The organism is Streptomyces sp. NPDC050315, assembly GCF_040655775.1.
GTDB lineage: Bacteria > Actinomycetota > Actinomycetes > Streptomycetales > Streptomycetaceae > Streptomyces.
This window is the reverse complement of sequence record NZ_JBFAKN010000001.1, coordinates 950,741-977,143: the sequence shown is the minus strand read 5'-3', so window position 1 is coordinate 977,143 and position 26,403 is coordinate 950,741. Positions and strand designations below refer to the sequence as shown.

20 protein-coding genes, 1 tRNA gene and 2 pseudogenes are annotated in these 26,403 nt (G+C 68.8%); 14 read left to right on the top strand and 9 right to left on the bottom strand.

The genetic code is table 11. From position 1 onward, the window contains the following. Positions 1–154: 154 nt before the first annotated feature. Entirely contained in the window at positions 155–3,337 is a 3,183-nt protein-coding gene (locus tag AB0I82_RS04295; RefSeq protein ID WP_363255527.1) for an amidohydrolase family protein, read from the bottom strand. Positions 3,338–3,520: 183 nt separating this feature from the next. Here AB0I82_RS04295 and AB0I82_RS04290 point away from each other — a divergent pair, with 183 nt between their 5' ends. Beyond that, on the top strand, positions 3,521–4,450 hold the full coding sequence (locus AB0I82_RS04290) for an alpha/beta hydrolase (RefSeq protein ID WP_363255526.1): 930 nt from the start codon (positions 3,521–3,523) through the stop codon (positions 4,448–4,450). A gap of 79 nt (positions 4,451–4,529) precedes the next feature. On the opposite strand, the gene AB0I82_RS04285 is transcribed toward AB0I82_RS04290, so the two are convergent. The 3 genes from AB0I82_RS04285 to AB0I82_RS04275 all read right to left on the bottom strand — a co-directional run bounded on the left by AB0I82_RS04285 (position 4,530) and on the right by AB0I82_RS04275 (position 6,592). Next, positions 4,530–5,435 carry a transketolase gene (locus AB0I82_RS04285; protein ID WP_363255525.1) on the bottom strand — a complete coding sequence of 302 codons (906 nt, stop codon included), beginning with the start codon at positions 5,433–5,435 and terminating at the stop codon, positions 4,530–4,532. 3 nt (positions 5,436–5,438) lie between these two features. Continuing rightward, entirely contained in the window at positions 5,439–6,167 is a 729-nt protein-coding gene (locus AB0I82_RS04280) for a transketolase (RefSeq protein ID WP_363255524.1), read from the bottom strand. Between the two features lie 134 nt (positions 6,168–6,301). Further along, on the bottom strand, positions 6,302–6,592 hold the full coding sequence (locus tag AB0I82_RS04275; protein ID WP_363255523.1) for a YiaA/YiaB family inner membrane protein: 291 nt from the start codon (positions 6,590–6,592) through the stop codon (positions 6,302–6,304). Positions 6,593–6,766: 174 nt separating this feature from the next. Here AB0I82_RS04275 and AB0I82_RS04270 point away from each other — a divergent pair. The 3 genes and pseudogenes from AB0I82_RS04270 to AB0I82_RS04260 all read left to right on the top strand — a co-directional run bounded on the left by AB0I82_RS04270 (position 6,767) and on the right by AB0I82_RS04260 (position 11,963). Continuing rightward, positions 6,767–6,840 (top strand) — tRNA-Pro (locus tag AB0I82_RS04270). A 920-nt stretch (positions 6,841–7,760) separates the two neighbouring features. Beyond that, positions 7,761–8,077: pseudogene (locus AB0I82_RS04265) on the top strand (IS21 family transposase); the annotation flags it as partial. A gap of 331 nt (positions 8,078–8,408) precedes the next feature. Beyond that, positions 8,409–11,963: a hypothetical protein gene (locus tag AB0I82_RS04260; RefSeq protein WP_363255521.1), complete on the top strand. Its 3,555-nt coding sequence runs from the start codon at positions 8,409–8,411 to the stop codon at positions 11,961–11,963. A 188-nt stretch (positions 11,964–12,151) separates the two neighbouring features. On the opposite strand, the gene AB0I82_RS04255 is transcribed toward AB0I82_RS04260, so the two are convergent. The 3 genes from AB0I82_RS04255 to AB0I82_RS04245 form a co-directional block, all read right to left on the bottom strand. Then, entirely contained in the window at positions 12,152–12,322 is a 171-nt protein-coding gene (locus AB0I82_RS04255; RefSeq protein ID WP_363255519.1) for a hypothetical protein, read from the bottom strand. 174 nt (positions 12,323–12,496) lie between these two features. Continuing rightward, a complete protein-coding gene (locus AB0I82_RS04250) occupies positions 12,497–13,222 on the bottom strand; it encodes a 5-formyltetrahydrofolate cyclo-ligase (RefSeq protein ID WP_363255518.1) in 726 nt (241 codons plus the stop codon). A 14-nt stretch (positions 13,223–13,236) separates the two neighbouring features. Continuing rightward, complete coding sequence (locus AB0I82_RS04245) at positions 13,237–14,403, bottom strand: helix-turn-helix transcriptional regulator (RefSeq protein ID WP_363255517.1); 1,167 nt, start codon at positions 14,401–14,403, stop codon at positions 13,237–13,239. 184 nt (positions 14,404–14,587) lie between these two features. On the opposite strand from AB0I82_RS04245, the gene AB0I82_RS04240 reads away from it, so the two are divergent. From AB0I82_RS04240 to AB0I82_RS04200, 9 genes and pseudogenes are all read left to right on the top strand, one after another. Further along, positions 14,588–15,031: an ATP-binding protein gene (locus AB0I82_RS04240; protein WP_363255516.1), complete on the top strand. Its 444-nt coding sequence runs from the start codon at positions 14,588–14,590 to the stop codon at positions 15,029–15,031. 234 nt (positions 15,032–15,265) lie between these two features. After that, a complete protein-coding gene (locus tag AB0I82_RS04235; RefSeq protein WP_363255515.1) occupies positions 15,266–15,460 on the top strand; it encodes a hypothetical protein in 195 nt (64 codons plus the stop codon). A gap of 71 nt (positions 15,461–15,531) precedes the next feature. Continuing rightward, positions 15,532–17,334 carry an albusnodin/ikarugamycin family macrolactam cyclase gene (locus tag AB0I82_RS04230; RefSeq protein ID WP_363255514.1) on the top strand — a complete coding sequence of 601 codons (1,803 nt, stop codon included), beginning with the start codon at positions 15,532–15,534 and terminating at the stop codon, positions 17,332–17,334. Further along, a complete protein-coding gene (locus AB0I82_RS04225) occupies positions 17,327–17,614 on the top strand; it encodes a PqqD family protein (protein ID WP_363255513.1) in 288 nt (95 codons plus the stop codon). Before AB0I82_RS04230 ends, AB0I82_RS04225 begins: the two co-directional genes overlap by 8 nt. Positions 17,615–17,622: 8 nt before the next feature. Continuing rightward, positions 17,623–18,030, top strand: coding sequence for a lasso peptide biosynthesis B2 protein (locus AB0I82_RS04220; RefSeq protein ID WP_363255512.1), 408 nt, complete (start codon positions 17,623–17,625; stop codon positions 18,028–18,030). 15 nt (positions 18,031–18,045) lie between these two features. Further along, on the top strand, positions 18,046–19,056 hold the full coding sequence (locus AB0I82_RS04215; protein WP_363255511.1) for a methyltransferase domain-containing protein: 1,011 nt from the start codon (positions 18,046–18,048) through the stop codon (positions 19,054–19,056). A gap of 435 nt (positions 19,057–19,491) precedes the next feature. Next, a pseudogene (locus AB0I82_RS04210) lies at positions 19,492–20,281 on the top strand (transposase). Between the two features lie 165 nt (positions 20,282–20,446). Continuing rightward, positions 20,447–20,608: a hypothetical protein gene (locus AB0I82_RS04205; protein WP_363255510.1), complete on the top strand. Its 162-nt coding sequence runs from the start codon at positions 20,447–20,449 to the stop codon at positions 20,606–20,608. Then, positions 20,605–21,081, top strand: a complete 477-nt coding sequence (locus AB0I82_RS04200; RefSeq protein WP_363255509.1) for an ATP-binding protein — start codon at positions 20,605–20,607, stop codon at positions 21,079–21,081. The genes AB0I82_RS04205 and AB0I82_RS04200 overlap by 4 nt, the downstream gene beginning before the upstream one ends. Before the next feature lie 62 nt (positions 21,082–21,143). Here AB0I82_RS04200 and AB0I82_RS04195 read toward each other — a convergent pair whose 3' ends face one another. Together AB0I82_RS04195 and AB0I82_RS04190 are read right to left on the bottom strand one after the other, a co-directional pair. Continuing rightward, positions 21,144–22,160 carry an MBL fold metallo-hydrolase gene (locus AB0I82_RS04195; RefSeq protein WP_363255508.1) on the bottom strand — a complete coding sequence of 339 codons (1,017 nt, stop codon included), beginning with the start codon at positions 22,158–22,160 and terminating at the stop codon, positions 21,144–21,146. An 87-nt stretch (positions 22,161–22,247) separates the two neighbouring features. Further along, on the bottom strand, positions 22,248–23,171 hold the full coding sequence (locus AB0I82_RS04190; RefSeq protein ID WP_363255507.1) for a helix-turn-helix domain-containing protein: 924 nt from the start codon (positions 23,169–23,171) through the stop codon (positions 22,248–22,250). Positions 23,172–25,009: 1,838 nt separating this feature from the next. Here AB0I82_RS04190 and AB0I82_RS04185 point away from each other — a divergent pair. Then, on the top strand, positions 25,010–26,257 hold the full coding sequence (locus AB0I82_RS04185) for an ATPase, T2SS/T4P/T4SS family (protein WP_363255506.1): 1,248 nt from the start codon (positions 25,010–25,012) through the stop codon (positions 26,255–26,257). Positions 26,258–26,403: the final 146 nt, after the last annotated feature.

Below are 26,403 nucleotides of genomic sequence, written 5' to 3'. Positions count from 1 at the left end.
GAGGCGTAGCGCACGCACGTACGCCACTCGCCCCGACGGAACGAGAGCCGTCAGGTGGCGGCATGTGACGGTCTGCCCGTGCCGTACACCCGCGCACGCCGTCCGCGCCACCCGACGCCTCCCCCCACGTATGGCCGGTGGGTCCTTCGTACGGTCAGTGGTCAGGCCCGCAGCAGGAGTCCCGCCGGAGCTGCCGGCCCACCGCCCGCCAGTCCTCGGCCCCGGCCGCCCCAGTCGTGCGCGGCCGGTCCGCCGTGAACGCGCCCACCAGGTCGGCCTGTTCGTACAGTCGCCCGCCGCGCAGTACTCCCGTCGTACGGACCAGTGAATCGAAGTCGCGCCACGGATCACCGTCCACGAGAGTCAGATCCGCGAGCCGGCCCTCCTCCAGCGTCCCCAGATCCCGCTCGCACCCGAACACCCGGGCCGGCAGCGCCGTCGCCGTGCGGAGCGTCTGCGCGACCGACAGCCCCGCACCGTGCAGCGCGCGCAACGCCAGGTGCAGCGAGAGCCCGATCGCCATCAGCGGCGCGTCCGTACCCAACGCGACCAGCCCGCCCTCCGCCAGCACCCGCCGGTAGAACGCCGTCTCCCGGGCCAGGTCCGCCAGCTCCGTCTCCGTCGGCCGGTGCGCCGCGTCCTCCTCGACCAGCGCCATGTCCCACGGCGGCATCAGCGTCGTCACCCGCGGGTCGTCCGCCAGCCCCGGATCGGCACCGATCAGCACCCCCGCCGTGAACGGCGTGGCCACCAGATGGAAATCGGTTCCCGTGTAGACCTCGGCAACATCGCTGTACGTACGGGCCGCCGCCGACGTCGCGCGCCCGAACTCCAGGCGCTGCGTCGCCTGCAGATGGGTCGTCAGATCCTGACCCAACTGCACGCCCGGCGTCAGCAGATGGCTGCCCGACCGCACCCCCAGCCGTTCCTGCGCGAACTCCGCCGCCTCCTGCATGATCCAGCCCGGCGCCCGGACGTACGTCTTCACGAAGTCCCAGTCCAGCGCCGCACCCCGGGCCAGCGACCGGCGCAGCCCCGCCCGCGTCCGGTGCGCGCGCCCCATGCTGTACGCCACCCGCGCCCCGTCCAGCAACTCCCCGCAGCTCAGCAGCCGCGGCCCGGCGAGCACCCCGGCGGCGATCGCCTCCCGCAGCCGCGCCTGCTCGTACGAGAAGCCGCCGAACGACACCGCCGTGGTGATCCCGTACGCCAGCTGCAGCGCCGTCTGCCGCCCGCCGTACGTCAACTGCCACGGATGCGTATGCGAATCCCACAGACCGGGGATCACCGTGCGCTCCGAGGCGTCCACCCGGTTCGCCGCGCGACGCCCCGCGCGGTGCGGCGCGACCTCCGCGATCCGCCCGTCCCGGATCACCACGTCCACGTCGTCCCGTACGCCCTCGCCCACGCCGTCCCAGAACCGGCCCGCGTGCACGACCGTGTCCGCCGTCGGCGCCCGCCGGTGATCCAGCCGCAGCGGCACCGTACGCGGCGCACCGCCGCCCGCGTCGATCATCCGCAGCCGCCCGTTCGAGAGGTACAGCAGCGTACGGGAATCACCCGACCAGGACGGATGATCCGCCGCCTCCTCCGTCAGCTGCCGCGGCGCGCCGTCCGGAGTGCCGTCGGGCCGCACCGGCAGCAGCCACAACGCGGACTCGGCGACCAGCGCCAGCCACCGCCCGTCCGGCGACCACACCGGGCCGGAGTCGTAGCGGTCGGAGAGCGACACATGCTCCCCGGCCGCGTGCAGCCGGCTCGTGCCCGTCGTCGTGTCCAGCACCCGGATGAGGTTGTAGCCCTCCCGGAAACGCTGGTTGAGCCGGTTCCGGTCGCACAGCGCGAGATACCGGCCGTCCGGCGACCAACTGGGCCGCCCCGGCAGCCCGCCCGCGCCGAGCGGCGCCGCCAGCTTCCGCTCCGTACCGGCGTCGAGGTCCCGCACCACGAGATTGCCCGACATGTCCAGTGCGGCCAGCCGCCGCCCGTCGGGGGAGAGCGCCGGATGCACCCGCCCGCCCTCCGCGAGCACGCGCTCCTCGCCCGTCGCCACGTCCCGGCGGCGCACCGCGAACAGCCCGTCCCGGTCGTCCGCGTACACCAGCGCCCGGCCGTCCCGCGTCCAGGACGGCGCAAGGAGGTACCGCGTCGGCGCCGTCTTCACTATGCGGCGCGGCGCGCCCCCCGAAGTGGGCGCCACCCACAGCCCGTTGAGCGCGGCGAAGGCGAAACGGCGGCCATCGGGGGAGAGGGCGGGCAGATGGACGCCGCGCACCGGGCGCGCCCCGTCCCGCTCGAAGCCGTAGTCCTTGACCCGGTACCGCGGCCGCTCCACCGGCATCGCCGCCGTGAACGGGATCGCCTCGGCGGCCTCCGGACGCTCCGGCCGTACGACGGTGAACCGCCCGCCCACGGTCAGCAGCAGCTCCTCGCGCGATATCCAGCGCGGCGGCACCGGCATCACATCGCCGTCGACCGGCACCGCCGCCCCGTCCACGACAAGGGTGCAGGTCGGCCCCGGGGCCGCGGTGGTGCGCACATAGGCGAGCCGCCCGGCGGGCGACAGCGCGGGCACCATGACTTGCGCTGCGGCCGTCTCGGTGTGCTCGGTGACCACCGGCTCGCGGCCGTCCGCCGGTACGGACGCGACCGTACGGGACTCCAGCACGGTCCCCGCCATCCGCCCCCGTACGAACCAGATGCGCGAGCCGTCCGGAGCCCACACCGGGTCGAAATCCTCCCACGCGCCGCCCTGGTGCGGGCCGTCCTGGCCCGGCACCCCCGTGACCCGCGTCAGCTTCCCGCTCGCGAGCTCCAGCACCCAGATCCGGTACGGGCTGCCCGCCACCGGGTCGCCGCCGCGCTCCGAGGCGAACGCGATCCGCGTGCCGTCCGGCGACCAGGCGGGCCCCCGGTCGTCCCACGGCCCGTCGGTGACCTGGCGCAGCGCCGAGCCGTCCGGGGCCAGCGTCCAAATGTGGAAGCCGCCGCCCTGATAGGCGCAGACCGCCAGCCGCTCGCCATCGGGGGAGAAGACCGGGCGGGTCGGCTCCAGTAGGGGCTGCGTGAGCGCCGTCGCCGTACCGCCCGAGCGCGGCACGGACCACAGTACGTTCTGGATCTCCGCGATCAGCCGCCCGCCATCGGGGGCGAGGGTGGCGGCGCCGTTGGTGGCGGCGGTGAAGGAGAGGGTGTCGGCGGCACGCGCTGCGGCCGGCACGGGCACGCCCACCAGACCGACGGCGGCCGCGGCCGTCGCGGTGCCCTGCAGGAAGCGGCGGCGGGAGAAGGGGGAGGGGCCAGCGGTGGCGCCCGGGGAACTGTCCGTGGTGTCCAACGGTCCTCCTACGACAGGGGATACGTGTGGTGCACAACCGGTCAGGAACCCGCTGATCTTTCCATGCAACGGACCGGACGGGTCAACACCGCGTCGCGTCGCCTCTTGGCGCACCCCGTCCCCGGACGAGAAGGTGTCCCGTACCGCTCCGCCCGCCCGCGTCAGCAGTCAGGAGAAGACGCCATGCAGCAGGACTTTCATGAGGCGCCCGACGGCACCCGAGTGGCCACCTACGCCTGGCTCCCCGAGAGCGGCCGCCCGCGCGCCCTCGTACAGATAGCGCACGGTGCCGCCGAACACGCCCGCCGCTACGACCGCTTCGCGCGCTTCCTGACCGCACACGGATACGGCGTCCTCGCCTCCGACCACCGCGGACACGGCGCCACCGCCGCGTCCACCGGCGGCCGCGGCGTCGTCGGCGAGGACGCCTGGCGCCGCATCGTCGACGACCTGAAGGCCATCGGCGACACGGCGCGCGGACTGCATCCCGGCGTGCCCCTCGTGCTGCTCGGCCACAGCATGGGCTCGATGCTTGCCCGCGACTACGCGCAGGAGTACGCCGACGGGCTGGCCGGACTGATCCTCTCCGGCACCTTCCGCACGCTGCCCGGCGCCGAGATCGAGGGCTCGATCGCCGCGCTGGAGGCCGAGGCGGCGGAGCGCGGCCGCACCACGCTCTCCGACTTCATCCCGCGCCTCTTCGGCTCGTTCAACGATCCTTATCCGCACCGCACCGGCTTCGAATGGCTCTCCCGGGACGAGGCGGAGGTCGACGCCTACGTGGCCGACGAGGACTGCGGCTTCCCCTTCTGCGCCGGGCTCGCGCTGGACTGGGTACGCGCGACCCGCAAGGTCAACGACCCGGCCAACCTGGCCCGCACACCCCGCGACCTGCCCGTCCACCTCGCCGTCGGCGACCAGGACCCCTGCAACCAGCGGATGACGCTGGTCTATGAACTCCTGGAGGACTTCCGCTACTTGGGTACGGAGGACCTGACCTGGAAGGCGTACCGCGACGCCCGCCATGAAATCCTCAATGAGACGAATCGGGAAGAAGTGCAGCGGGACCTGGTGGACTGGCTGGACAAGCGCGTTGTCAGTGGCGGCCGCTAGCTTGGGATGAGTGTGGCGGCGGTGGGGGAGGGGCCACGTCACCCGGTGGGGAGAGGGAGGGGCCCTGCCCACGGCCGCCTCACCCCGCCCCCAAGAACCCCCCGATCCGCCCCCGCAGCGCCCCCGGCTCCAGCCCATGCGCGGCCAAATGGCTCGCCATGTCCCCGTAACGCCGCAGCTCCTCGCGCCGCACTCCGAGCCCCAGCACGCGGTGCGGGATGTCCTGCAGCGCCTCGCCCGCGGCCGCCGCCGACGTGCCCGCGAGGTACGGCTCGACCAGTACGACGTTCGCCGCGTCCCCGGCCCCGACCGCCGCTCGCAGCGCCGCGCCGTCGAAGGGCCGTACGGTCGTGGCGTACAGCACCGTGACGTCCAGCCCCTCGACCGCCGCCAGCACACTGTCCAGCATCGGCCCGACCGCCACGACGGTCCCCGCACGCCCCTCGCGCACCGTCAGGAACCGCCGGCCGTCCACCGCCCGCGCCGCCTCGTTGGTCTGCAGGGACAGCCGTACGTACACCTTGTCGTCGCCGGCCGCCGCGGCGTGCCGCAGCAGCGCCTCCGCCTCGTCCGGATGCCCCGGCACATGCACGGTCCACCCGTCCAGCGTGTCCATCAGCGCCACATCACCGGGCGCCATGTGGGTGAAGCCCCCCGCAGGCCAGTCGTACGACCCACCGGCGCTGACCAGCACGCCTCCTACCCCCTGATGCCCGAAGTCCAGCTTCACCTGCTCAAAGGGCCGCTCGACCAGGAAGCTGGCAAAGGTGTGCACGATCGGCCGCATCCCGGTCAGCGCCAGCCCGCCGCCCACGCCGACGAGCAACTGCTCCCTGATCCCCACATTCAGCACCCGGTCCGGATGCCTGTCCATCGCCGCCCGGAAGCCGTCCACGCCGATCTCGGCGAGTACGACGGCCAGCCGCGGATCGTCGTCCAGCAGCCGCGAGGTGACCGTGGCGAAGCGTTCCCGCATGGTGTCCATGGCTCATGCCTCCTTCGGCTCGACACGGGCGACGACGGCGTGCGGCCGCCCCGGATGCGGCGCGGTGTACGCGTCGTACAGCGCGTCGTGGTCCCGCCCGTCGACCGTGCGCGTGGACCACCCCGCCGCCTCGAACCGCGCGGCGATCCCACCGTCCCTCGGATACGACGCCGACCCGTTGTCGAGGACGACGACATGCAACCTGTCCAGCCCCGCAGGCCCCGCATAAGCAATGGCCTCGTGGTTACTGCCCTCATCCAGCTCCGCGTCGCCAATCAGCACCCATACCGCGGGCTCGATCAGCCCCTGCGCCCGCAGCCCGAGCGCGGTACCCACCGCGAGCGGCAGCCCGTGCCCGAGCGACCCGCTGCCGATTTCTGCGCCCGGTACGAGCCGCCGGTCCGGGTGGTGCCCGAGCGGCGAGTCGTACCCGCCGAACCCGGGCAGCCACTCCACCGGGAAGAACCCCTTCGCGGCGAGCACCGCGTAGTACGCCATCGGCCCGTGCCCCTTGGACAACAGGAACCGGTCCCGATCCGGGGCTTCGGCGCTCTCCGGCGAGACTCGCAGGACCCGGTCGTACAGCACCCAGAGCGCATCAAGCGTGGAGGTCGCCGCGGGCCCGTGCTTCTCGTCCCCGGTCATCAACCCCATGAGGTACGCCAGCCGCTCATACGGAAGCGACGCGTACCCGCCCCGCTCCCTAGCAAGTTCACTCAACACATCCGTCATGCCATTCACCCTGCAACCTCAACCAAACTTGAGGTCAAGCGGCGGTGGGTCAAGGCCGATGGGCATCGTCCGTGAGGCGACCAAGGCCGCCAAGGCTTGTGGACATCATCTGCGCGGCACTCAAGGTCGACATCTCAAACACCGGGCTTGAACACATCCTGCTCGATCAGCAGCTTGTCGATCCGGGCCTTGTCCACCCGGTTCGTCACCTCCGCAACCTCCTGCCGGTCACGGACGCACTTCGCCAGCGTGAAGGCCGACGACACCACGAAGACCAGCCCGAGCCCGAGGAACCCGCGCTCCCACGCCCCGACGGGCAGCTTGGCGATCCCGATGACCAGGGCCACGAGCGACAGCCCGAAGGAGAGCGCCGCCTGCACAAAGAAGGCAGTCGTCGTCGGACGCTGAATGGATGGTGTGCTCATGAGAAGCAGCGTGCCGCCCGGCGACCCGCGCAACATGAGTAGAGCTACTCACCCCGCCCTGGCCATCCCACTCACCTCACCCACCCCTCCCGCCATCCCGCAGCGCGCACCCTCTGACATGGGGTATTGTTCTCGTGCACGGCCGCCCGGGATTCCCCCGAGCCGGCCCGGCACCGGGACGTGGCGCAGCTTGGTAGCGCACTTGACTGGGGGTCAAGGGGTCGCAGGTTCAAATCCTGTCGTCCCGACGGTGCAGCGGATCACATCCGCAGCTCAGGGGCCATCTTCGGATGGCCCCCGTTGCATGTCCGGGAGCAACTTGGGAGCCCTCTTCCGCTCCCCATGCTCCCATCGCTCCCAACCGGGTCGAGAAGCGTCAAGGTGGATTGCCTGTCGGTCGCCCGATCGGGTCGCTCCCAGTTCGCTCCCACCGCATGGACTCGGCGCTCCCCGCCTTTTACTGGTCAAGGGGTCGGCGTGCTCCCAAGAGTGCAAGTGGGGTCGTGCAGAGCGACCCCTATTGCGCCCCAGCAAACGACCCCTTGGCACCGAGGGCTCCATCGCCAGTTGGCCACCGCATTGAGGTCTTGGACGCATCCAGAGGTGTTTCCGCACGTCAGATGGGCAATGTCAGCCTGTGCTTGTCCGCTTTGCCGGCGCGAGGAGCGGTGCTGCGCCACATCGAGCAGTACGAAGCTGCTCGATGTGGCGCAGTCGAGAGCGGGGAGTTCAAGCCGGAGGGGGAACTTGTACCGGTACCCCACGGATTACACCAGTGGCAACTACATTGACGCTAAATACGGCGTAGTCATGCCCGCCATAGTCGGTGAAGTCAATCGGGCAGCCTCTCAACGGCCCGTTTAGTGCGGCTACGCCGCAGTCGCCCCCTCCTCCACCGATGGAGCCCGTAAGGGCGAGAAGGACGCCGGATACGCCCCAGGAGTCAGGCCGGTGCTGGCCCCAGAGGCGTCACCTGCCTCCACTTGCTGTCCGGGATCGCCGCCGCTCGCCTCCGTCTGCGCAAGGCGCGCATGACGCCGGCTGACGGCGGCCTGCAGATACTCACCGTAGGCGGTCCATTATCTAGCTTTGTGGCCGCGAGCTTCCCCATTGGCGGCCGGATACCTCCCCGGACCTGGACGGACACCGGCGAGTGAAGCCAGCCGGCGTGAAGAACAGCAGGGAGATCATGGAAATCCTGGAGGCTTACGACCTCACGGGAAGTTACCGCGCCGCGCCAAGCCGACCGGCGTGGACCACCACACGGTGGCCCGATACGTGAAGCTGCGGGAGGCGGGGGAACGTCCTGCCGAGCGTCAGCACCGGGCCCGCCCGATCGATGAGTACATGGACAAGATCGAGGAGCTAGTGGCCGCTTCGAAGGGGCGGATACGCGCCGATATCGTGCACCGGCGGATCACTGCGATGGGCTTCACCGGCGGGGACCGCACCACCCGCCGCGCGGTCGCCGAGGTGAAGGCTCGGGTGACTGAGCCCGGCCGAGCTGCTGGCCCGGGTGCGCAGCACCTCTGCGGTCTGATCCTGATGCCTCGTCGCAAGCCCCCTCTCCGCGCTCCAACCCGAAGGGCAGTCGCTGGTGCTCCTGGGAGGACGTCTGTTGTCAGACCCGGCCGTTAACGTGTTCTGGCACGAGTGCCGTACCGACATATACGGCAGGGATCGGGCGTTTTGAAGCTCGTCAGGAGGGGCCATGACTGGAAGTCCGCTCACCACAAGACCGTGGCAGGACGTCGATGGGCCTGCTCTCGCCCGATCGGCTGCTGCCTTGCAGCTGATAACGGAGAATATCCCTCGCTTGTTGCGGCTGCAGCGCCTGGCAGCCATCGGCGCCAGCCTTCCCGCTCGGCCGGACGCACCCCGTCTCTCGCCCAGCAGACTCCGGTCACTGCTGAAGGAACCGGTGGTCAGCGGACCTCACATCCGAGCCGAAGAAGACCTCTACGACGACTTGTACACCGCGGAAATCGCGTTCCACGGCGGGCCATTCCTTGTCGCCCAAGGGCTGACATCGCATTCCGCCCACACTCTGAGCCTGCTGCTGTCCAGCATCTTTGATCCTGTCGGCCAGCGTGACCTGCCGCCCGGCTTCCGCACCGACGCCAAAGCACTGGTCGAAGCGGTGCTGCGGCTCAGTGACACCATGCTGCGCCGGGCCGGCCTGGGGCGCGGTGTCGCCCCGCCGGACGCCAACAAGGAGGTGCTGGTCCCCGGGGAGCAGGCGTTGAACGCGCTGCAGGAGGCGGTGAGTTTTGATGCCGCTTCGTGCTCCGCCCTCGTACCGCCCAACGTCGCTCCCCTCCTCGGCGCGATGTGCCTCACGCCCGGTGAGCACCAGTTCACCTCGGATCGCGGACCAGACGACGGGCTCGTCCTCACGCCGCTACTGACGACAGAAGAGGGCCTGGTCATCGCGAATCCTGGCGAACTGGCCTCATCCCTGCGCCACCACCTCATCGTCCTGGCCGGCCGGCACGGCTGCCGGCCAGCCCTTGCGCGTCTGTTCCGTGAGCAGACCTTGCACAGGGCCAGTCGGCTGCTGTCCCTGTGCGGAGCTGAGCCGCTCGACGGAGCGGAGCAGACCATTGATCCTTTGGTCATGCGGCGACGTTTCACCTTCGCGCAGGACAAGATTCTCGACCTGGCCGTCGTCACGGATGATCTGTCCAGCTATGACGACGCCGAACCGCTGGGGCACTGGCCGGTCGACGATGTCGGCCTACGCGCGCAGAACATCGTCGACCCGCCGGGCGAGCCACAGCCGGACGATCCGCGCACTCTCCGCATCATCGTCGACGAAACGCTGGGAAGATCATCATTCGTCGGGCTCACCGATCACCGCCGACCGGGCCCCATCCTGGTAGCACCTCTGGAGGCGCTGCAGGTCATGGCAGACCTTGACGGCGCTGACCCCCTGTTTCTGTGGCGATTCGGGCAAGCTGAGACCCAGTTGCATCAGAACATCCGCGTTTTCTCCTGGAGCACGCTGGACAATTACAGCCTCTACCGCGAGCACGACCACAGTTACTACCTGTCCGATGACGCTCGGCCCACCGCCCTGTCCGTCGAACCCGGTTCCGCCGCGTCTCTGCGCATCGATGCTCAGCGCAGGCACGACCAGCACCATGTGCGCAGCCCGCACTGGCCCGCTCTTGTGCCGGTGACGGCCGTCCACGGCCCGGCCACTGCGCCCATTTACCGCACCCACCCCGATGTACCGGACCGCGACTGGCTGGTGGAGACGCCACAGGCACGCCTATGGCTGGGCCCCGGCGGTCAGGAGGTACCCGAGGGCCTGGGCGACTTCCACGACATGGTGCTGGACGCGGCAGCGTTTTGGGCCTGGCAGATATCGGTGGCGGCACCGGACCTGATACGGGCGGCTGCCCCGACAGCCAGCGTGTACTTCAGCTTTTCCTTCGACGATCCGGCGGCGTGGCGTGCAGCGCTGAACGGCGAACCGGCAGCCGAGCAGGAGCACCCGTGGGTCGAGGTCACCCACATGGAGAAAGGCCGGGTGCACCTGGCGCTGCGTGTACAGGGCGCAGCCACTCTGCTCAGCGACGGCAACGGTACCGATCGCCTCCTGGCACGGGCCCTGCTCGACGGCATGGCTCAGGCCGCTGGCGCGGCCGAGGATCTGGACGCTCTCCTCGACAAGATCGCGCCACCGGGGAACAAGCAGATACTTCATGTGAAACCCCACCAGCGGGTTCCTCTGCGTGCTGGTCGACTGCCCGGTGCCCGGCTGGTGCAACCCGCCGCCTCGGCCGCTGTCCTCGATGAACTGGGCCACCGTCTGGCCGCTGATGGTCTTCCCCAGGGCAGTATTCCGACCGATCGCCGGACCGAGGTTCTGCAGCAGGTAGTGGAGCACTACTTCCAGCGTATAGCCGCGATCGTCGCCGGATTGTCCCCCGATGGCTTGGTGCAAAGCCTGGTGGCACGTCATGAGTCACTCATCCACCACGACGCAACCATCGACGCCACTCTGGCCGCGCGCATCGCCTGCTTCGGCTCAGCCAGCCAACCGGCCAGGGAACTCGCCCGCACCGGCCAACAGCGTCTGGAGGCCGCTCAGGCAAGCCGCTTCCTCATCGAGTACGTGGCCGCCACACCGCCCAGCGGACAGCAACAGCTCACCCTGGACACCTACGACCAACTTCTCGCTCTGGCAGCAGAGCTCATCTCCCGCGCCACTCTCTCGGACGCAATCCACTACGGCTTCTCCGACGTTCAGCTGGCGATGCTCGCCTCCGGCCGACTCGGCGTCTCCCGAGGAGACCAGTACGAGACCGGCACACAAGCTCTCGCCACCGCCCGAGCCGAAGACCTCCTGCGAACCGCACCACAACGGCACACCGCGCCCGACACATCCCCTCAGCCGGAGAAGCCGGCCGCTGCCGTGGAAGAAGCCATGCTCGCTGAGTTCGGCTTCACCCTCACAGACGTGGGAGAGGGCATCGGCGAGCTCATCGCCCTGGGCGACGAACTCTGCGCCACCGAACCTTTCACTGCCACCGCGACGATCGTTGAAGACCATCTGTGTACGGCTCTGAACTGGCCCCACGACAAGGCAGAGGCGTTTCTCGACCGGCTGAGCCTGCGTCCTCGCGCCGCATTCCTGTCCGTCAAGACCGATGCCTTGCCGTGGCGCTACAACCGCGAGTGGTCCTACGCCAAGCGTCCCCTCGTGCGCATCGACAGCCCTACTGGCCCACATCTGGTCTGGGGAGCCCGCCATATCTGGACCAGTGGCGTCTACTGGATGTCCCTCGTCTACTCCGGCCGACTCCGCGGCAGCTCCCGGCCCATGAAGAAGCTGATGGGCTCCATTCGCCAAGATCACAACAAGGCTTTCGAGACCCGGGTCGCCGACGGGCTGGAAGCCGGCGGATGCCGCCCGGCCGTTCGGGGCATCGCCAAGTTGGCAGGCCGTCGGCTCGTCTCCGCCGAGGGGCACGACCTTGGCGACATCGACGCTCTCGGCCTCCACACTGCGCAACGCGTGATCATCGTTGCGGAAGCCAAAGATTTCGAACTGGCGCGCAACCCGATCGAGATGGCCAAAGAAGCCGACGACTTGCTGCGTGGGGATGACAGCGCCAAGTTCAAACTCGGTCGCCGTGCGCAGTGGGTCCGGCAGCATCTGGCCTCGACGCTGACCCACTTCAACATCGAAGGCGGTACGGCGGGCTGGACGGTACTCCCCGTCATCGTGACCAGCCGGGACCTCGCGTCTCCGCGCGTGCTCACCTCCACCATGCCGGTCGTTCCCATCGACCGGCTCGAGGAATGGGTCCGCACGCACACCGCGCAGCACAAACGGCGCCCCAAGCGGCGCGCTGCCTGACTCAGTGTTGGCCGCCGACTGTGTTTGACTCCGGCCTGGACCGGAGAACGGAGCCGATGCCTCACGCACACTGAGCCGCGGTCGGCATGCCTGCTCGCAGCAGCGGCATGCTTCGCCCACCCGTGCCGCAGAGCAATGAGCGGGTAAAGCGCTGCCGCGGCGGCTGAACGGCGCCGCGGCAGCAGCTGTCAGTGTTCGTCGCCGGATGCAACCGCGAGACGCTTGGTGAAGGTTTTACCGCCGTCCTTGGATTCGTAGAACCCGCTCTGGGTGGCGGCGATGTCGTGCTCGGCGTCGACGGCGGTGAGGGCCTGCGGCTGCCCGCCGGGGACGGTCGAGACCGGCCTCGGGGAAGCCAAGGCAAATCGAGGCGCTGCCCGATCGAGCGGGGCGACCGCGGGACGACCGCGATGCTCAGAAGACCCGGCCATGCACGCTCCGGGATACGACCGGGCCCGTACGGACGGCCCTCCGTCGGAGACATCAATGGCTCGGCCAGCTGACCGGCGCTCACGGTCCGGTGCCCGCTCGGTTCAGCGTCCGGGCACCCGAGCGGCCAGGGCAGGGATCGAGGAGATCTTGTCGGCGTCCAAGTCTTCCCAGACGAGTCCGGACGGGCGGTGCGCAGCGTGGCAGGCGATGACCTCTTCGGGGGTGACGATCAGGTCGACGCCGAAGTCGTGTGTGGTGGAGGGCAGGTCCTCGTCGAGGACCTGATCTGTGTGGACGGTGGTCACGACGACCGTCTGCGGGCTGATGAGTCCGGCTTCCATGAGGAAGGCGAACTCCAGGTCGGAGTAGCCGGCTCCCTTGCCGATGCGGGTGCCGGCGCGGTTCACTGCGACGCTGCCGACCACGAGCAGGTCGACCGGTCGCATCGACTCGACGTCGACCTTCGGGGCGATGGTTGCGGCGACCTTGCTGGATGCCGCTTCGGAGGGTGGGACGGTGAGGGCTGCCGGGTCCAGGAGGTAGAAGGGGCGGGGATCGGCGAGCTTGGGTACGGCCATGAATACCGTCTTGCCCTCGGCGAGAGCGCGGGCGCGGACCGGGAGCTGGGCCTTGTCGGGTACGGCCTTGATCACCTGTGCTGCGGCCCACTGGGGCAGGCCGGCCAGGCGGTTGGCAGCCTCCTGGGAGCCCTTGAAGTTCGGGATGCGGCCGTGGGCGGTAGCGTCATGGACAGCGTCGGCCGCGTCGAGCAAGTCCCATACGCGTTCCCGTATCCGCTGCTTCTCCTGATCGACCTGCGCGTCCACGTCCGCCCCACCTTTCACGCTGCTTCCATCAATGCCATGAGCCGGTCCTGCGCTTCTTGTACCGCGGGCTCGCTTCTCCAGGGTCGCAGCTCGCGGGCGGCTCGGAAGGCAATGTTCATTCCACCACCTCCGCGCGTGCCGTGCAGTTCCTCCACGGCCTCGGTGAAGGATGCCAGTGCGGCATCGAGCTTGCCCTCGCGGATCCGCGACAGTGTGAGATTGCCCAGAACAATCGCCCGAGACTTGCGTCGGTCTCGCAGGTCCGCCGCCGTGCCCTCCAGAAAGCGCTGCGCTCTGCCATGGTCGCCGAGCGTCAGATAGCAAGAGCCTGCCATCCGGCCGTAATGGGTGGAAGACAACAAGTCGTGCGCGGCGTCCGCGCTGTCGGCCTGCTCAAGATGGCGCTCCGCTCCGGCCAGAGCTCGCTCGCATTCGGATCGCTCATTGAGGTAGGCGTGCGCTTCGGCGGCATGCAGCATGGCCAGGCCGGTGAGTACGTGGCTGGTGTAGCGGGTCGTCCGGGCGGTCTCCAGGGCGAGAGCAAGTCCTTCGCGGTAGTCGTTGGCACCGTAGAGAGCCACATAGCAGGTGCGCAGGAGGGCGTGCCCCTCAGCGACGCGGTCACGTAGATGGCGCCCCACGTCCAGACTCTGGGCGTAGTACGACCGCGCAGTGCCGTGGTCGTGTCGCTGCGAGGCGTCCCAGACGAGCTGGCCCATGAAGGTCGCGACGTCCGCGTGAAGCAGATGCATCTCACGCTGTACGCGTCCCGCCGGCGCTTCGCGTGCCAGGAAGGCAACCTGGTTGACGTGCTGCCCGGCCTGCGCGAGCAGGGTGGCCGAAGACACCTGGTCATAACGGTCGGCGAGGGTCTGCAAGCCGTCCCGCAGCTCGGCGGCGGTCACCAGGTCGACCCGCGAGGGGTACCGCATGGCGTAGCGGGTGCGATCTGTGGACGGCGGCTCGTCCTCGGCGGTCACCGCCAGCAGTTCGCTCAGTTCCTCGACGCTCACCTGCAGCACGGTGGCGAGCCGCGGCCGCATATACGGCTGCGGGGAGACCTTTCCGGATTCCCAGCGAGAGACCGTGGAACGCTCCACGCTCATCGCCTCGGCCAGGCCCTCCTGAGTGAAGCCCACCGCGCGGCGGCGGCGAACGAAACCGTGCCGTTTCAGCGCCATGGACCCATTCTCTCCCTGTGGGAACGGGTGGCTCCTGCCGGAGCCCGGCATCGCAGGTCGTGCCCTGCTATGCGACATGGATGCCTCGTACGTGCAGCAATTCTGCTCTGGTTCGCGATCCGCCGAGGCGCTTTCTTGGAGATCCACCAAGCGGGAGGAGGAGACTCCCCGGGACGGAGAGGCCATGGCACCCCACCCAGACTCCACCTGGCAGCCACAGCCAAGGCGGCGGGCGTTCGCCTCCGAGCCGGTCTCGGTGTGCGCGGCGAGAGCGTTCGCCTCGGACACCCTGGCCGCCTGGGACGTGGCCGAGCGGTGCGACGACATCCAGCTGTGCGTGTCAGAACTCGTCACCAATGCGCTGGTGCACGGCGGGGATGACGCTCGCCAGTTCGTTGTCGTGCTGTCGGTCACCGACTGCGTCCTTCGCGTGGAAGTACGCGATGCCGGGGCGGGTGTGCCACGGGTACGGCCGACGGACGCAGGCAGCGAGTCCGGTAGAGGGCTGCTCCTGGTCTCGGAGTGCGCGGAAACATGGGGCGTCGACCGGTCCCAGTCCGGCCAGTCGAAGGTGGTATGGGCGGAGTTCAAAGTCCGTTCCGGCCAGAGCAGCGGGGTGGCCTCGTGATCGGGGCTGCGAGAGGGCAGCTTCTTCTATCGGACCACCTCGTCGTATGTACATGGGTCGGCGCTGGCCCGCTCCCTACTCGCTGGGAATCGCCTCCGTCCGCGGCCTCCACTCTCCCGAGCAGTCGATCACCGGTGTCGGCCGGCTGCACGCCCCCAGACGTCCGCCTCAGCGCCCAGCCCGTCCGATGCGCGTGGCGGCGGCAATTCGATTCACCGACGAAGGGAAGCGATCATGACCGATCACGGGACGAAGGAACAGCGCCCCGCGGCCCGCACAGCCGCCACGGTACATAGAGCAGCCTCCACGGCGCGCGTAGCCCGCGAGGCTTACAGCGCCCCGCAACTGATCGAACTGGACGTCGTATCCAAGGTGACCCTCGGCAAGTACGCCGAGGACAGCGCCGACAAGGGTCGCTACTTCGAGTAAGCCGCCCTCCTGGGCCGGGCAGGAGCCTTGCGGCTCCTGCCCGGCCCCAGCAACGAGACGGAAGAGACGGAATGTTTCATCTCATCAGCCATGACGTGTCCGTGATCGGCTCATCTCGGCTCTGGCGGGGCGAACACGCTCCCGTGCTGCGCGGCCGGCTCCGTGGCGACGCGCGCAGGGTAGTGAGCGAGGGGAAACTGCGTCTGGCTGTCATCGGCAGCTGTTACGCCGACGACAGGCAGCTTCACGACGGCCTCCGCGCGGCGAGTTCTGGTCAGTGGTCCGCGCTGACGCGATGGCCTGGCAGCTACTGGGCCATTGCCGATGACGGCTGGCTGACAGCGGTCCTCACCGACGTAGCCGGCACGCGGCCCGTCTACTTCACCGAGCACGCAGGTCGTACCCACTGGTCGACATCGGCCCGAGCCCTTGCCGACCGCGTCGGGGCGGCGGTGGACCACGCCACGGTCACCGCCCGCCTGTTGTGCCCCACTGTCCCGGAGATCACCGGGTCCGGAACCGCGTTCCAGGGCATCCGGCGGCTTCCCGGTGGCCACGCCCTGGTCGTCGACCGGCAAGGTCGGCACTCACTTCACTCGTACGAGGAGCCACGCCTCCTCTCCTTCACCGACGCAGCAAGCGAGTTGCGCGAGGCGCTCGTCACTGCGGTCACCAGTCGTGCGCGGGCCGCCGAGCGGCTCACCGCGGATTTCTCCGGCGGCCTCGACTCCACTTCGCTGGTCCTCCTGGCCGCCGACACCGCGAACACCGACGTGCTCGCCGTCACGGACGCCGACGCCACCAGTCTCAACGAGGACGTCAACTACGCCCAACGAGCCGCCCAAGGCCAGCGGAAAGTGCACCACGCTCTCGTCACCGATCCCGAGGGCCTGTTCTTCGCCGAACTCCTGGCTGCCCCCGTCACTGACCAGCCCTTTCCCGACGCCGCGCGCTGGCGCATGCGCGCCTCCTACCAGCGACCGTGCATCGAGCACCGCAGCGATGTGCACCTGACCGGCTCCGGAGCCGACACTCTGCTCGCCGCCTCCCCCTCCTACCTTGCGGACCTCGTCCGTCTCCGTGATGCCTCGGTTCTGCTGCACCACTGCCTGGCTCGGGCCCGACTGCGCCACTTCCCTGTGTACGCGGTCGTCGCCGCAGCCGTCCGGCTGTCCCGTACCACGCACTCCGAGGCCCTACGCCACCTGGCTCGCGACATTGCCGCCGCCCCTGCGACTGCACGGCCGGAACCGCCGGCCCGCCTTCACTGGGTCATGGCCTCCGGCCTCCGCGCCTGGCTCACCCCCGAAGCCCGGCGCCGCCTCTCGCTGCGCGCCACGACAGCGGCCGACCACTGCACCATCCACCCTCGCGACACGAGCATCCACCGCGCGTGGGCGGAGCTGCGCGAGTTCGGCACGTACGAGGCGGAGCTGCGCAACCAGGCCCACGCGTTGGGCCTGCCCCACCATGCGCCCTATCTCGACAACGCCGTGGTCCGCGCCGCGATGGCCATCCCCACTGCCGCACGCTCTTCCACCACGGCGCAGAAACCGCTGCTCGGCGCCGCCCTCCAGGGTCTGGTCCCCGACTGGCTACTGCGACGCAGGACAAAGGGCGCCTACGACGGCAATGCGTACGCCGGGATCCGTCGCAACGCCGATGTGCTGCACGACCTCCTGGCTCAGAGCGAACTCGCCGCCGAAGGGTGGATCGACGCTTCCGCTGCTCGCGTCGAACTCGAGCGCCTGGCCTCCGGAGTTCCCGGCAGGCTGGCCGCCCTCGAAGCGCTTGTCACCGCCGAACTGTGGCTGCACCAACACCGCTCGCGGCCGGTCATCGATACGGCACCGGAGGCGTCAGCCCATGTCTGATCTCCGACCCGCTTCCACTGTGCATGCCACGATCACCGAACGCGGCGCCATGCTCCTCGACATCCGCGGCCGCGGCCGCTGGTACGCCCTCACAGCTCCAGGTGCCTTGTGGTGGCGCCACGTGGCCGAAGGCACCACCATCGACGAAGCCGCCGACGCCGTCGCGACGCACTATGGTGCCGATCCGGATCAGGTACGCGCCGACATGCGGACCCTGACACAAGAGCTGTACGACCGCGGCTTGCTCCGCACGCCCGGCCGTCGGAGGTGGCGCCGGTGAGCATCCCGATGGCTGTACCCACCCGGACTCAGCGTCCGCCGCTGCGCGCCCGCATCGCGGCCGCCGCCACGCTCACCGTGGCCACGGCCTTGGTGCAACTGGCCCCGCTGCGCGTCACCCTCGCCACCGCCCGCCTCCTCAAGCGATGCACTCGGCGTCCCGCCTCGCCGGCACAGGCGGCGAAGGCGATCGCCGCGCGCGACTGGGCCAGCCAGTTTTTCCCCAGCCGCGCCGCCTGTCTGGAGATGTCACTGGCTGCGTTTCTCCACACGGCAATGCGCGGACGGTCCGTGGACTGGTGCATAGGCTGCCGCTTCGACCCGTGCGAGTCGCATGCCTGGATCGAAGCCGCCGCCCAGCCGGTCGGCGAGCCGGACACCCCCGACCGCCCCTTCCACACCACCCTCCGTATCTGACCCAAGGACCGCCTGATGCCCGACACCGCCCAGACCGCCCTCGACCGCGCCATCACCGCCGTACCGGCCGAGCAGTTCCACGGCGCCGACGGCCGCGCCGTCCGCCCGTGCACCCCCGCCACCGTCACCCACCGCCACCTGCGCATGCTCAACGTCCAACCCAGCGCCAACGTCCTGGACATCGGTATCGGCTCCGGCCTCTCCGCCGCCCTCCTCGCGCAGCTCGCAGGCCCTGACGGACACGTCACCGCCGTCGAAATCGACCCGCAGCTCGCCAAGCGTGCCGAAGCCCTCTACGCCGAGCACGGGCACCGGGTCACCGTCGTTGTCGGCGACGGCCTCCTCGGCCACCGACCCCATGCTCCGTACGATCGCGTTCTCGTCGGCACCACCCCACCCGCCATTCCCCACGCATGGCTCCAGCAGCTCAAGCCCGGCGGCATGCTCCTGTGCGGCGTGCGCATCTCTCCGCTACCCGGCGCGTACGCGATCGCCCGCGTCACGGTCGACGACCGTGACCAGCCGCACGCGGTCGAGATCCACCACGGGGGCTACACCCCCATGATCACCTCCCGCCCACTCGACTCCGTCACTCGTGCCGTGCACCCCCACCACCCCGACCAGTCGCTCGCCATGGTCGGGGAAGACGAGCCGAACACCGCGGGTGAACTTCTCATCTCCCTGTCGGAGACACCGCATATCGAGTCCACCCCGGTGCCCGGCTCCGACTACTTCCACCTGAAGAACTGGCTCATCGCCACCGCCCCGGACGGCCTTCTCGAAGCCACCCTCGCCCAGGGCACGGGCACTGGCATCGGCTCGATCGCCCCGAACGGCACCGCTCACGCCGCCATCGTCACCGACGACCACCTCATCGCCGACCGCCCGGACTCTCCCGCGCTTGAGACCCTCCGCGCTCTCGTCCATCGATGGCAACAGACTGGTGCTCCCCGCACGCATGAACTGCGGGCGCTCCTCCTCCGCGAAGGCGACCAATGGCACGCCCAGGTCAACGTCCTCGCCTGAACGAAACGGAAGTCGCAGCACAACGACGCAGGAGTTAACCGAAGGGCTGACCTCAAGCAGGGACACGAGCCTTGTTGACCGCCCTCGACGCCATCGTCGATGATCCGCCGTCGCTGCGACAAGTTCTTGAAAGACCTGGTGAGCGACTCAGCGCGTCTTTGGCGCGCTCCGGAGGCATGGTATATCCGGTGGCGTGCGTCCTAGGCCCGCTGTGCGCTCTGGCGGGTGTCTAGGCGGAGCGGGGACCATGGAGAGGTTCGTTCTGGCCGAAGCCGTTTTGCTCAGTGATGCGAGTCAGCTCGTTGGTGAGCGTGGTGCTGAGGACCGTCCACGGGAACCGTGGAGTGTTGCTGCGAGCACGAGCGTCAGGTTCCTGCACCGCCTTGGTCCTCCCAGGACGGCGGTTGAGGTCGGTCGGATCGTCAGGAGCGGATCATGGACGTTCTCCACGAGCGTTGTGCCGGCATGGACATTGGCAAGCGCGACGCCAAGGCGTGCGTAAGGACGCCGAATTGGCGGCGCGGGGCTTGTTCACCAGCGCGACGACGACGTGGGGTGCGACCACGCGGGCGGTGCTGGATCTGCGCGAACACCTGCTCGCGGAGACGTATCGCTGGTGGTGATGGAGGCCACCAGCGACTACTGGAAGCTCTTCTATTATGTGCTGTCCGAGGGACTGGACGTGGTGCTGGTCAACGCCCGCCAGGTGAAGAACCTCCCGGGCCGCTTTCGTCCCGCGCTGGGACTGCTGACCACCGTCCCTGGGGTCAGTCAGACGGTGGCGGAGGTGATCGTGGCGGAGACCGGGGGCGACATGGGCCGCTTCCCGACCGCCGGGCACCTGGCATCGTGGGCCGGGGTGTGCCCGGGGCAGTGCGAGTCCGCCGGCCGTGTCAAGAACACCCGGGTCAGGGCCGCCATTCCGTATCTGAAGGGTGCCCTGGGCGTGGCCGCACTCAGCGTGTCCCGCACCAAGAACACCTATCTCAACGCGCGTTTCCGCAGACTCATCGCCCGACGCGGAGCACTGAAGGCCGTGGTGGCCCTCGAACACTCGATCGCCACCGCCGTCTGGCACATGCTCACCACAAACCAGCCGTACCAGGATCTCGGTGGCGGGTACTACACCCAACGCGATCCCGAACGGGGCACCCAACGCGCCGTCACCCAGCTCAACCAGCTCGACTACACCGTCACCCTCAACCCCCTGCAGACCACGGCCTGACAGCTTCGCCCGACCGGTCCGTTGGCTTAGCAACGGACCCGCACAGCCATGTCTGTAACAACCCTGAGCTGCTCTTATTTACGCGTCAGAGCACGCTTCCGCTCTTCGCCGAGTCCACGGTGTCGTGGTCGCGTCCGATCGACCGCGATCACCGTGGAGGTCTTTGTGACCACGCCGATTCTGCTGTCCACCGTCCTGCTGCTCTCGTTCCTCCCCACGGCCGGCCCCTTCGCCCTCGCCGAGGTGCGCGCCTGCACCCGTCCCGGGACCGGTCGGCACCGCCGCGTCACGCGCGGCCGCCACGCAGCACGAGGAGGACGACGATGATCCCCTCGACCGCACCGGCCCAAGTGCTGTGGCGCTGGACCAGCTGTACGCCTGCCCCCGCGGCGCGTGCCCGTACCGCCTTGGGTTGCGCCCTGGACCTGATGGGCGTCCGCGGCGAAGCTCTCAGCAACGCGGTGCTCGCCGCTTCCGAACTCGTGGCCAACGCATCCGAACACGCCGTGGGCCCCTACGAACTGCGCCTGCGTCGCGCCTCCTCGGAGATCATCTGTGAGGTCCTCGACCACGACCCACACATCCCGCAACGCCCGGCCTGCCCGACAACGGCGCTGTTCCTTCCCGAACCTCAACACCGTGGCGGTGAACTGGACGCACTGTGCGACCTGCTGACCGAACGCGGCCGCGGCCTGCACATCGTCCACCAGCTCACCGACGGCGCCTGGGGATTCCGCCGCATCGGTACCGGCACGGGCGGCAGGTCGGCCAAGGTCGCCTGGATGGTGATCCGTCCCTGACAGCCACCGTCACCGGACCGGACACGCATCGGCCGCCCATATGCGGCTCGGGAGCTCGTTTCTCAGGCGTGACAGTCGAGTGGTGCACCGTGGTTGAAGGTGACGAGGTCGGCGTGGATCGGGGGAATGGGGAGAGGCACGCCGTGCGGCGCTCCGTCGAGTTCGGCATAGGCACGGTGGAGATTGGCGACCAGACGCTCGGGGTGGGCCAGGTGAGCGAAGCCGCTCATGTCGGCGCTCTGGGCTGTCTCCAGTGGGGTGCGGCCTGCGGCGTGCCCGTCAGCTGCCAGGCGCTGCACGGTACGCAGGTAGTTCTCGGTGACGTCGTACACCTCCGGCCCGCACACGGGGCCGTGCCCCGGAACGATGGTCGTGGCGCCGAGCCGGCGGAGCCGGTCCAGGGCGCCGAGTGACCCTTCAAGGCTGCCCGAGAGGACAAACGGAGCGGCGCCGGAAAAGATGAGGTCGCCGGTGAAGACAGTCCGCAGCTCCGGGAGCCAGATGATGGTGTCGTTGGTGGTGTGGGCGGGGCCGGGATGGATGAGATGTATTTCGGGGGCGTCGGCGCCAGAGGGAAGGATGAAGGTGTCGGTGTAGGTGAGGGACGGTGGGGTGAGGGTGATGTCACCCCAGTCCACATGCGGCCAGATCCGGGGCAGGTCAACCCCCGCAGCGAGCATTTCGCGGCGGCATTCGACGTGGCCGACAACCGTCGCCTCGGGAGCGAAGACGGCGTTGCCGTAGGTGTGATCGCCGTGATGATGGGTGTTGATCAGGTAGCGGGGCGCGAGAGCCCCGGTGGCGCGGATGGCCTCGTACAAGCGTCGGGCCCGGGTCACGGTGGCGGCGGTGTCGATGACGACGGTGCCGTCATGCCCGGCGATGAACCCGGCGTTGTTCAGACACCAGCCCCCATCCGGCTGGATGTACGCGTACACACCATCAGCGACCTGCACGGTATACGGGGCAGACAGCGCCCCCTGGGGCGACGGTCGGCGCATTGATGCCTCCAGGGGCAGGGCAGAGCGGCAAGGACACGGCAAGGCCCTGTAGGGAACGACAGTCAACGTGGCGGTCAAGCTCCAGGGCTAGCGCTGCTGATCGTGCCTGAGAAGAGCTCGCGCCCGCCACCTGGGGCCACAGTCGTCACGGTGAGCGCCGTCAGGTCAGTTCCGCTCAGCGGGCGGTCTGTTGACGTGAACGGGGGTCGACTCGTTGCAGCGGACAGCGGAGACGTCACCGGCCGCCCGGTTGTGACGGTCGAGCAGGCTACGCGGCAGCTTGTGCCAGGGCGGCAGGAAGGTAACCAGACGCATTCCCCGGGGCAGATCGGCTGTGATGAGGGGAATGTCGACGGGGCCGTGGAGAGGGTGGTGGATGGTCCGGAACTGCACCACCGGGTCTTCCCGTGGGCCCACGGTTTCCCACAGCTTGGCGGCTTCAGGATGTTTGAGGAGTCGGTTGAGTACTGCCTCGATGCGCGGCTCTCCCGGGTAGCGGCAGTACCAGGCGCGAAATCGGCCGAGCATTTCCCGGCGCTCTTCCTCGATACCACCAACGCGTTCGGGGGCCAGGTCGTGAAAGAAGAGCCAGATGACGATGTTGCGGTCCTCAGGGGCGAGGGCGGAAAGGTCAAGGAACCAGTCGGTAATGCCTTCGTTCCACAGGAGGACGTTCCAGGCGCAGTCGGTGACCATCGTCGGATTCGGTCCCTGGGCGGCTACGAGGGACCGCAACACAGGTTCAAGGACCGTGTCAGCGGGCGCCAGAGGTGGAGGGGTGTGGCCGGCGGCCAGGAGGTAGAAGGCGCTGCGCTTGCCTCCCTCCATGTGGAGCACATCGGCGATGCGCTGGATCATCTGCACCCCCGGCAAGGGGATTTCACCGCGCTCGAAGGACGCATACCACCGGACGCTCTTGCCGATGAGCTCGGCGACGTCTTCCTGGCGAAGGCCCTCGTCCCGGCACCGGCCGTACGGCTGGGGAAGACCAACTGCGTCGCGCGTGAGCCTGGATCGCGCGGTTTGAAGTAGGGAACGCAATTGCTGCCGCCGGGACTGTTCACGGCCACAACGGGATTCTTCCAACAACGTGGTTCCTCTCACGCGGCTGGACTACTGCCGACGGATACGTGTCTTTCGCATTTGCAGGAAGTGGTTCTGCTGGCAGAGCCACTTCCTCCCTCCCGGCGCGTTCTGCTGCTCATGATGGCGGCGCGTCCTGCTTGTTCGGCCGTCGCAGGAACAACTGCAGTCAATGTGCACCCGGTCGGCGTATGCGTGAATCGGAGGAGTCCGAGCAGGAACGTTTCGGTACGTGCAGCGGAGATCGCCCTCGCTCGCGTACCTCGCGACGCCAGGGCGGCATGGACACGGACCGCCATCTGCCCCGAGGTAGGTCGGCCGTGAGATGCGGCAGCTGGACGGCACCGTAGACGTGGTGGCAGAGCGGCATGCTGCTAACGAACTACGTGCTCTTTGCACCTACAGGAAGTGATTCTGCTAGCAGATTCACTTCCTTCCTCTTTGCGCACTCCGCCGGTCACGATGGCGGTACGTCCTGCATTGCAGGAAGCGCCGTGGGCAATGTGCATTCCTTCGGTGTACGTCGTGCCACTGCCTCCGGACGGTTCGAGGGTTTCAGGACGTGCGGAACAGCCACTGCGTACGCCGTCGCGTTGCGGAGTCGTAGGGGCTGATGGCCCGGAGCAGCGAGCGACACCCGCTGTCGCAGCCGTGCTCCAGCGGTATGGACCGCTCCGGGAGGGGTGTACGCGGAGCAGGGGGACAGATTCGCTCGGGGATTCACCGGAAGGAGGCGTCATGCCTTCTCTACCATTCTCGATTCCCGTAGCTCGGCGAGCTGCGACGGCCATCCTCGGCCCCAGCGCCGCGTACGCGATGCTCGATGCCGCTACTGGTAGCGCGCCCCCTGTCTCTGAGGCGAATGGCCTGGCCCTCACGCTTCGAGGAGGCGAGCAGCGATGACACTCATCGTGCTTTGCTCCGCATCCGGGGCGCCGGGGACCACGACCACGGCGCTGGCACTCGGGTCGTGCTGGCCCATGCCGGCCTGCCCGGTGGTCGTGGAGGCTGATCCGGACGGTGGGGACCTGGCTATCCGCTACAGGCTGACCGAGCGACCCGGACTGCTGACGCTGGCGGCAGACACCCAGGGCGGCGGACACCCTGTGGTGTTGCCCGGCCACGCCCAGCCGCTGCCGGGTGGGCTGTTGGCGGTCTGCGCCCCGCTGTACACGGCCCAGTGCGGGGCCGCACTGCAAGTCCTGGCCCGGCACCCCGCCCCTGAGGATCTGTGGTGCGCGGGAGAATGTCGCGGTCAGATCGTAGCGTTGGCCGACTGCGGGAGGCTGCGGCGCGAGTCACCGGCCTGGTCGTTGACCGCTGTCGCTGATCAGGTGCTCCTGGTGTGCGGCGAGTCGGCTCCGGCACTGGTGCATGCTGCCGACCGCGCACGGTGTCTGGCCGCACTTGCTCCGGGACGGGTGCAGCTCGTGCTCGTGGGCTCGGGCGTGTACGACCCAGCCGAGGTCGAAGAGTCCATTGGGGTACCGACGGTGCGGCTTCCTTGGGATGCGAAGGGCGCCGATGCACTGGATGGCAGCCAGCCGAGCTCCTCGTGGCGAATTGGCCGTACCGGTCGACTGGAGCGGGCAGCAACAGACCTCGCTTGTGCGTTGGCCAGCGGTGAGCACTCGAAGCGGGCACCAGGGACGGACGCCCATGCGGGTTCGGCCGCCGGCTCCGGCCACCATGTCGGGATGTGATCGGTCATGACGACGTGTTCCGTACGCCGCAAAGACGTGCCGACTCCGCAAGCGGACATGCACGCCGCCTGGATTCCGAACGAGTACCGCGCTCTGGCAGATGACTTGCGTACGTGCGTCGCTCAGCGGCTCGCTGAGCACATGACGGCTGTCGAACCTGCCGGTGAGGCCGTCCTGACGCTCCCGGAACAGCGTGCCCTGGCCGCGGAGCTGCTGAGCGACGAGCTCAATACTCGGGCCGGGCGCGCACTGGTGAGCGGCGGGCAGATGCTCTCGGCCGGAGAAGAACGACGGGTGCGTGAAACAGTGCTGGATGCACTGTTCGGACCGGCCGGTCTGCAGCGGCTTCTGGAAGACGAGCAGATCGAAGGCATCGATACGAACGGTTGCGACGACGTCTGGGTGCAATACGCCGACGGCCGCAAGGAGCGGGCCGCGCCGATTGCCGGCTCTGATACCGAACTCATCGAGCAGCTACGCTGCCTAGCCGCTCGCGCGAGTGACCAGGTACGACGGCTTGACCGCGGCGCGCCTCGGCTGGACCTTGTGCTGCCGGACGGCTCACGGTTGCTTGTGGTGATGGGGCAGACCGGAAGAGTGTCGGTCTCCCTCCGCCGACACCACACCCCCAAGGCATCCCTGGACGGGCTCCAGCAGGCCGGCACATTCGAGGAGCCCGTGGCGCAGTTGCTGCGTGCCCTGGTGCTGGCCCGGAAAAACGTGATCGTCACGGGCGACACCAAGGTCGGCAAAACTACGTTGCTGAGGGCGCTGGCTGCCGAGATCCCGGCCACGGAACGGCTGATCACAGTGGAGAACACCTTCGAACTCGGCCTGGTGGGCGACGGCCTCCACCGGGGCGTGGTGGCGCTGCAGGCCCACGAGGCCAAGGGCAAGAGCACAAGCGCCGCCAGCCAGGCCGAACTGGTCCGCTGGGCTCTTCAAATGGCTCCCGACCGAGTGATCGTCGGGGAAATCCGGGGCGCCGAGGTGGTGCCGATGTGCGACGCGATGACTCAGGGCGGCTCCGGCTCACTCTCCACTTTGTGCGCCTCTACGCCCCGGGCGGCCTTCACGAAGCTCGCCGCATACGCCATTCAGTCGCCCGAACGCCTGTCGCTGGAGGCCACCAACCAGATGGTCGCCTCCGCCGTCCACTTCGTGGTGCACCTGGCATGGGACGGTACGAGCTGCAGCACGGTGTCCTCTGTACGGGAGGTCGTCGATGCGGACGGCCCGCGGCTCCTCTCGAATGAGATATTGCGCCCCGGCCCGGACCGCAGGCCGGTTGCGATGGCATCGCTGCGTGCGGACACGGCAGAGGAGCTGGCCGACGTTGGTTTCGATCCTGAAGTGCTGGATGGTTGCGGCAGGGGACGGTCGTCATGATCCTCCATGCTGACGTGGCCTGCTCCCACGCTGCCGACATGTCGTTTCTGAGGTCGAGCAGGGCCACTGTCGCAGCGCAGCCGCAGCTCGCCGACGACTCCATTGCTGTCCGGGCCCGCGCAATGCCCCGCCCCGCCCTGCCCATG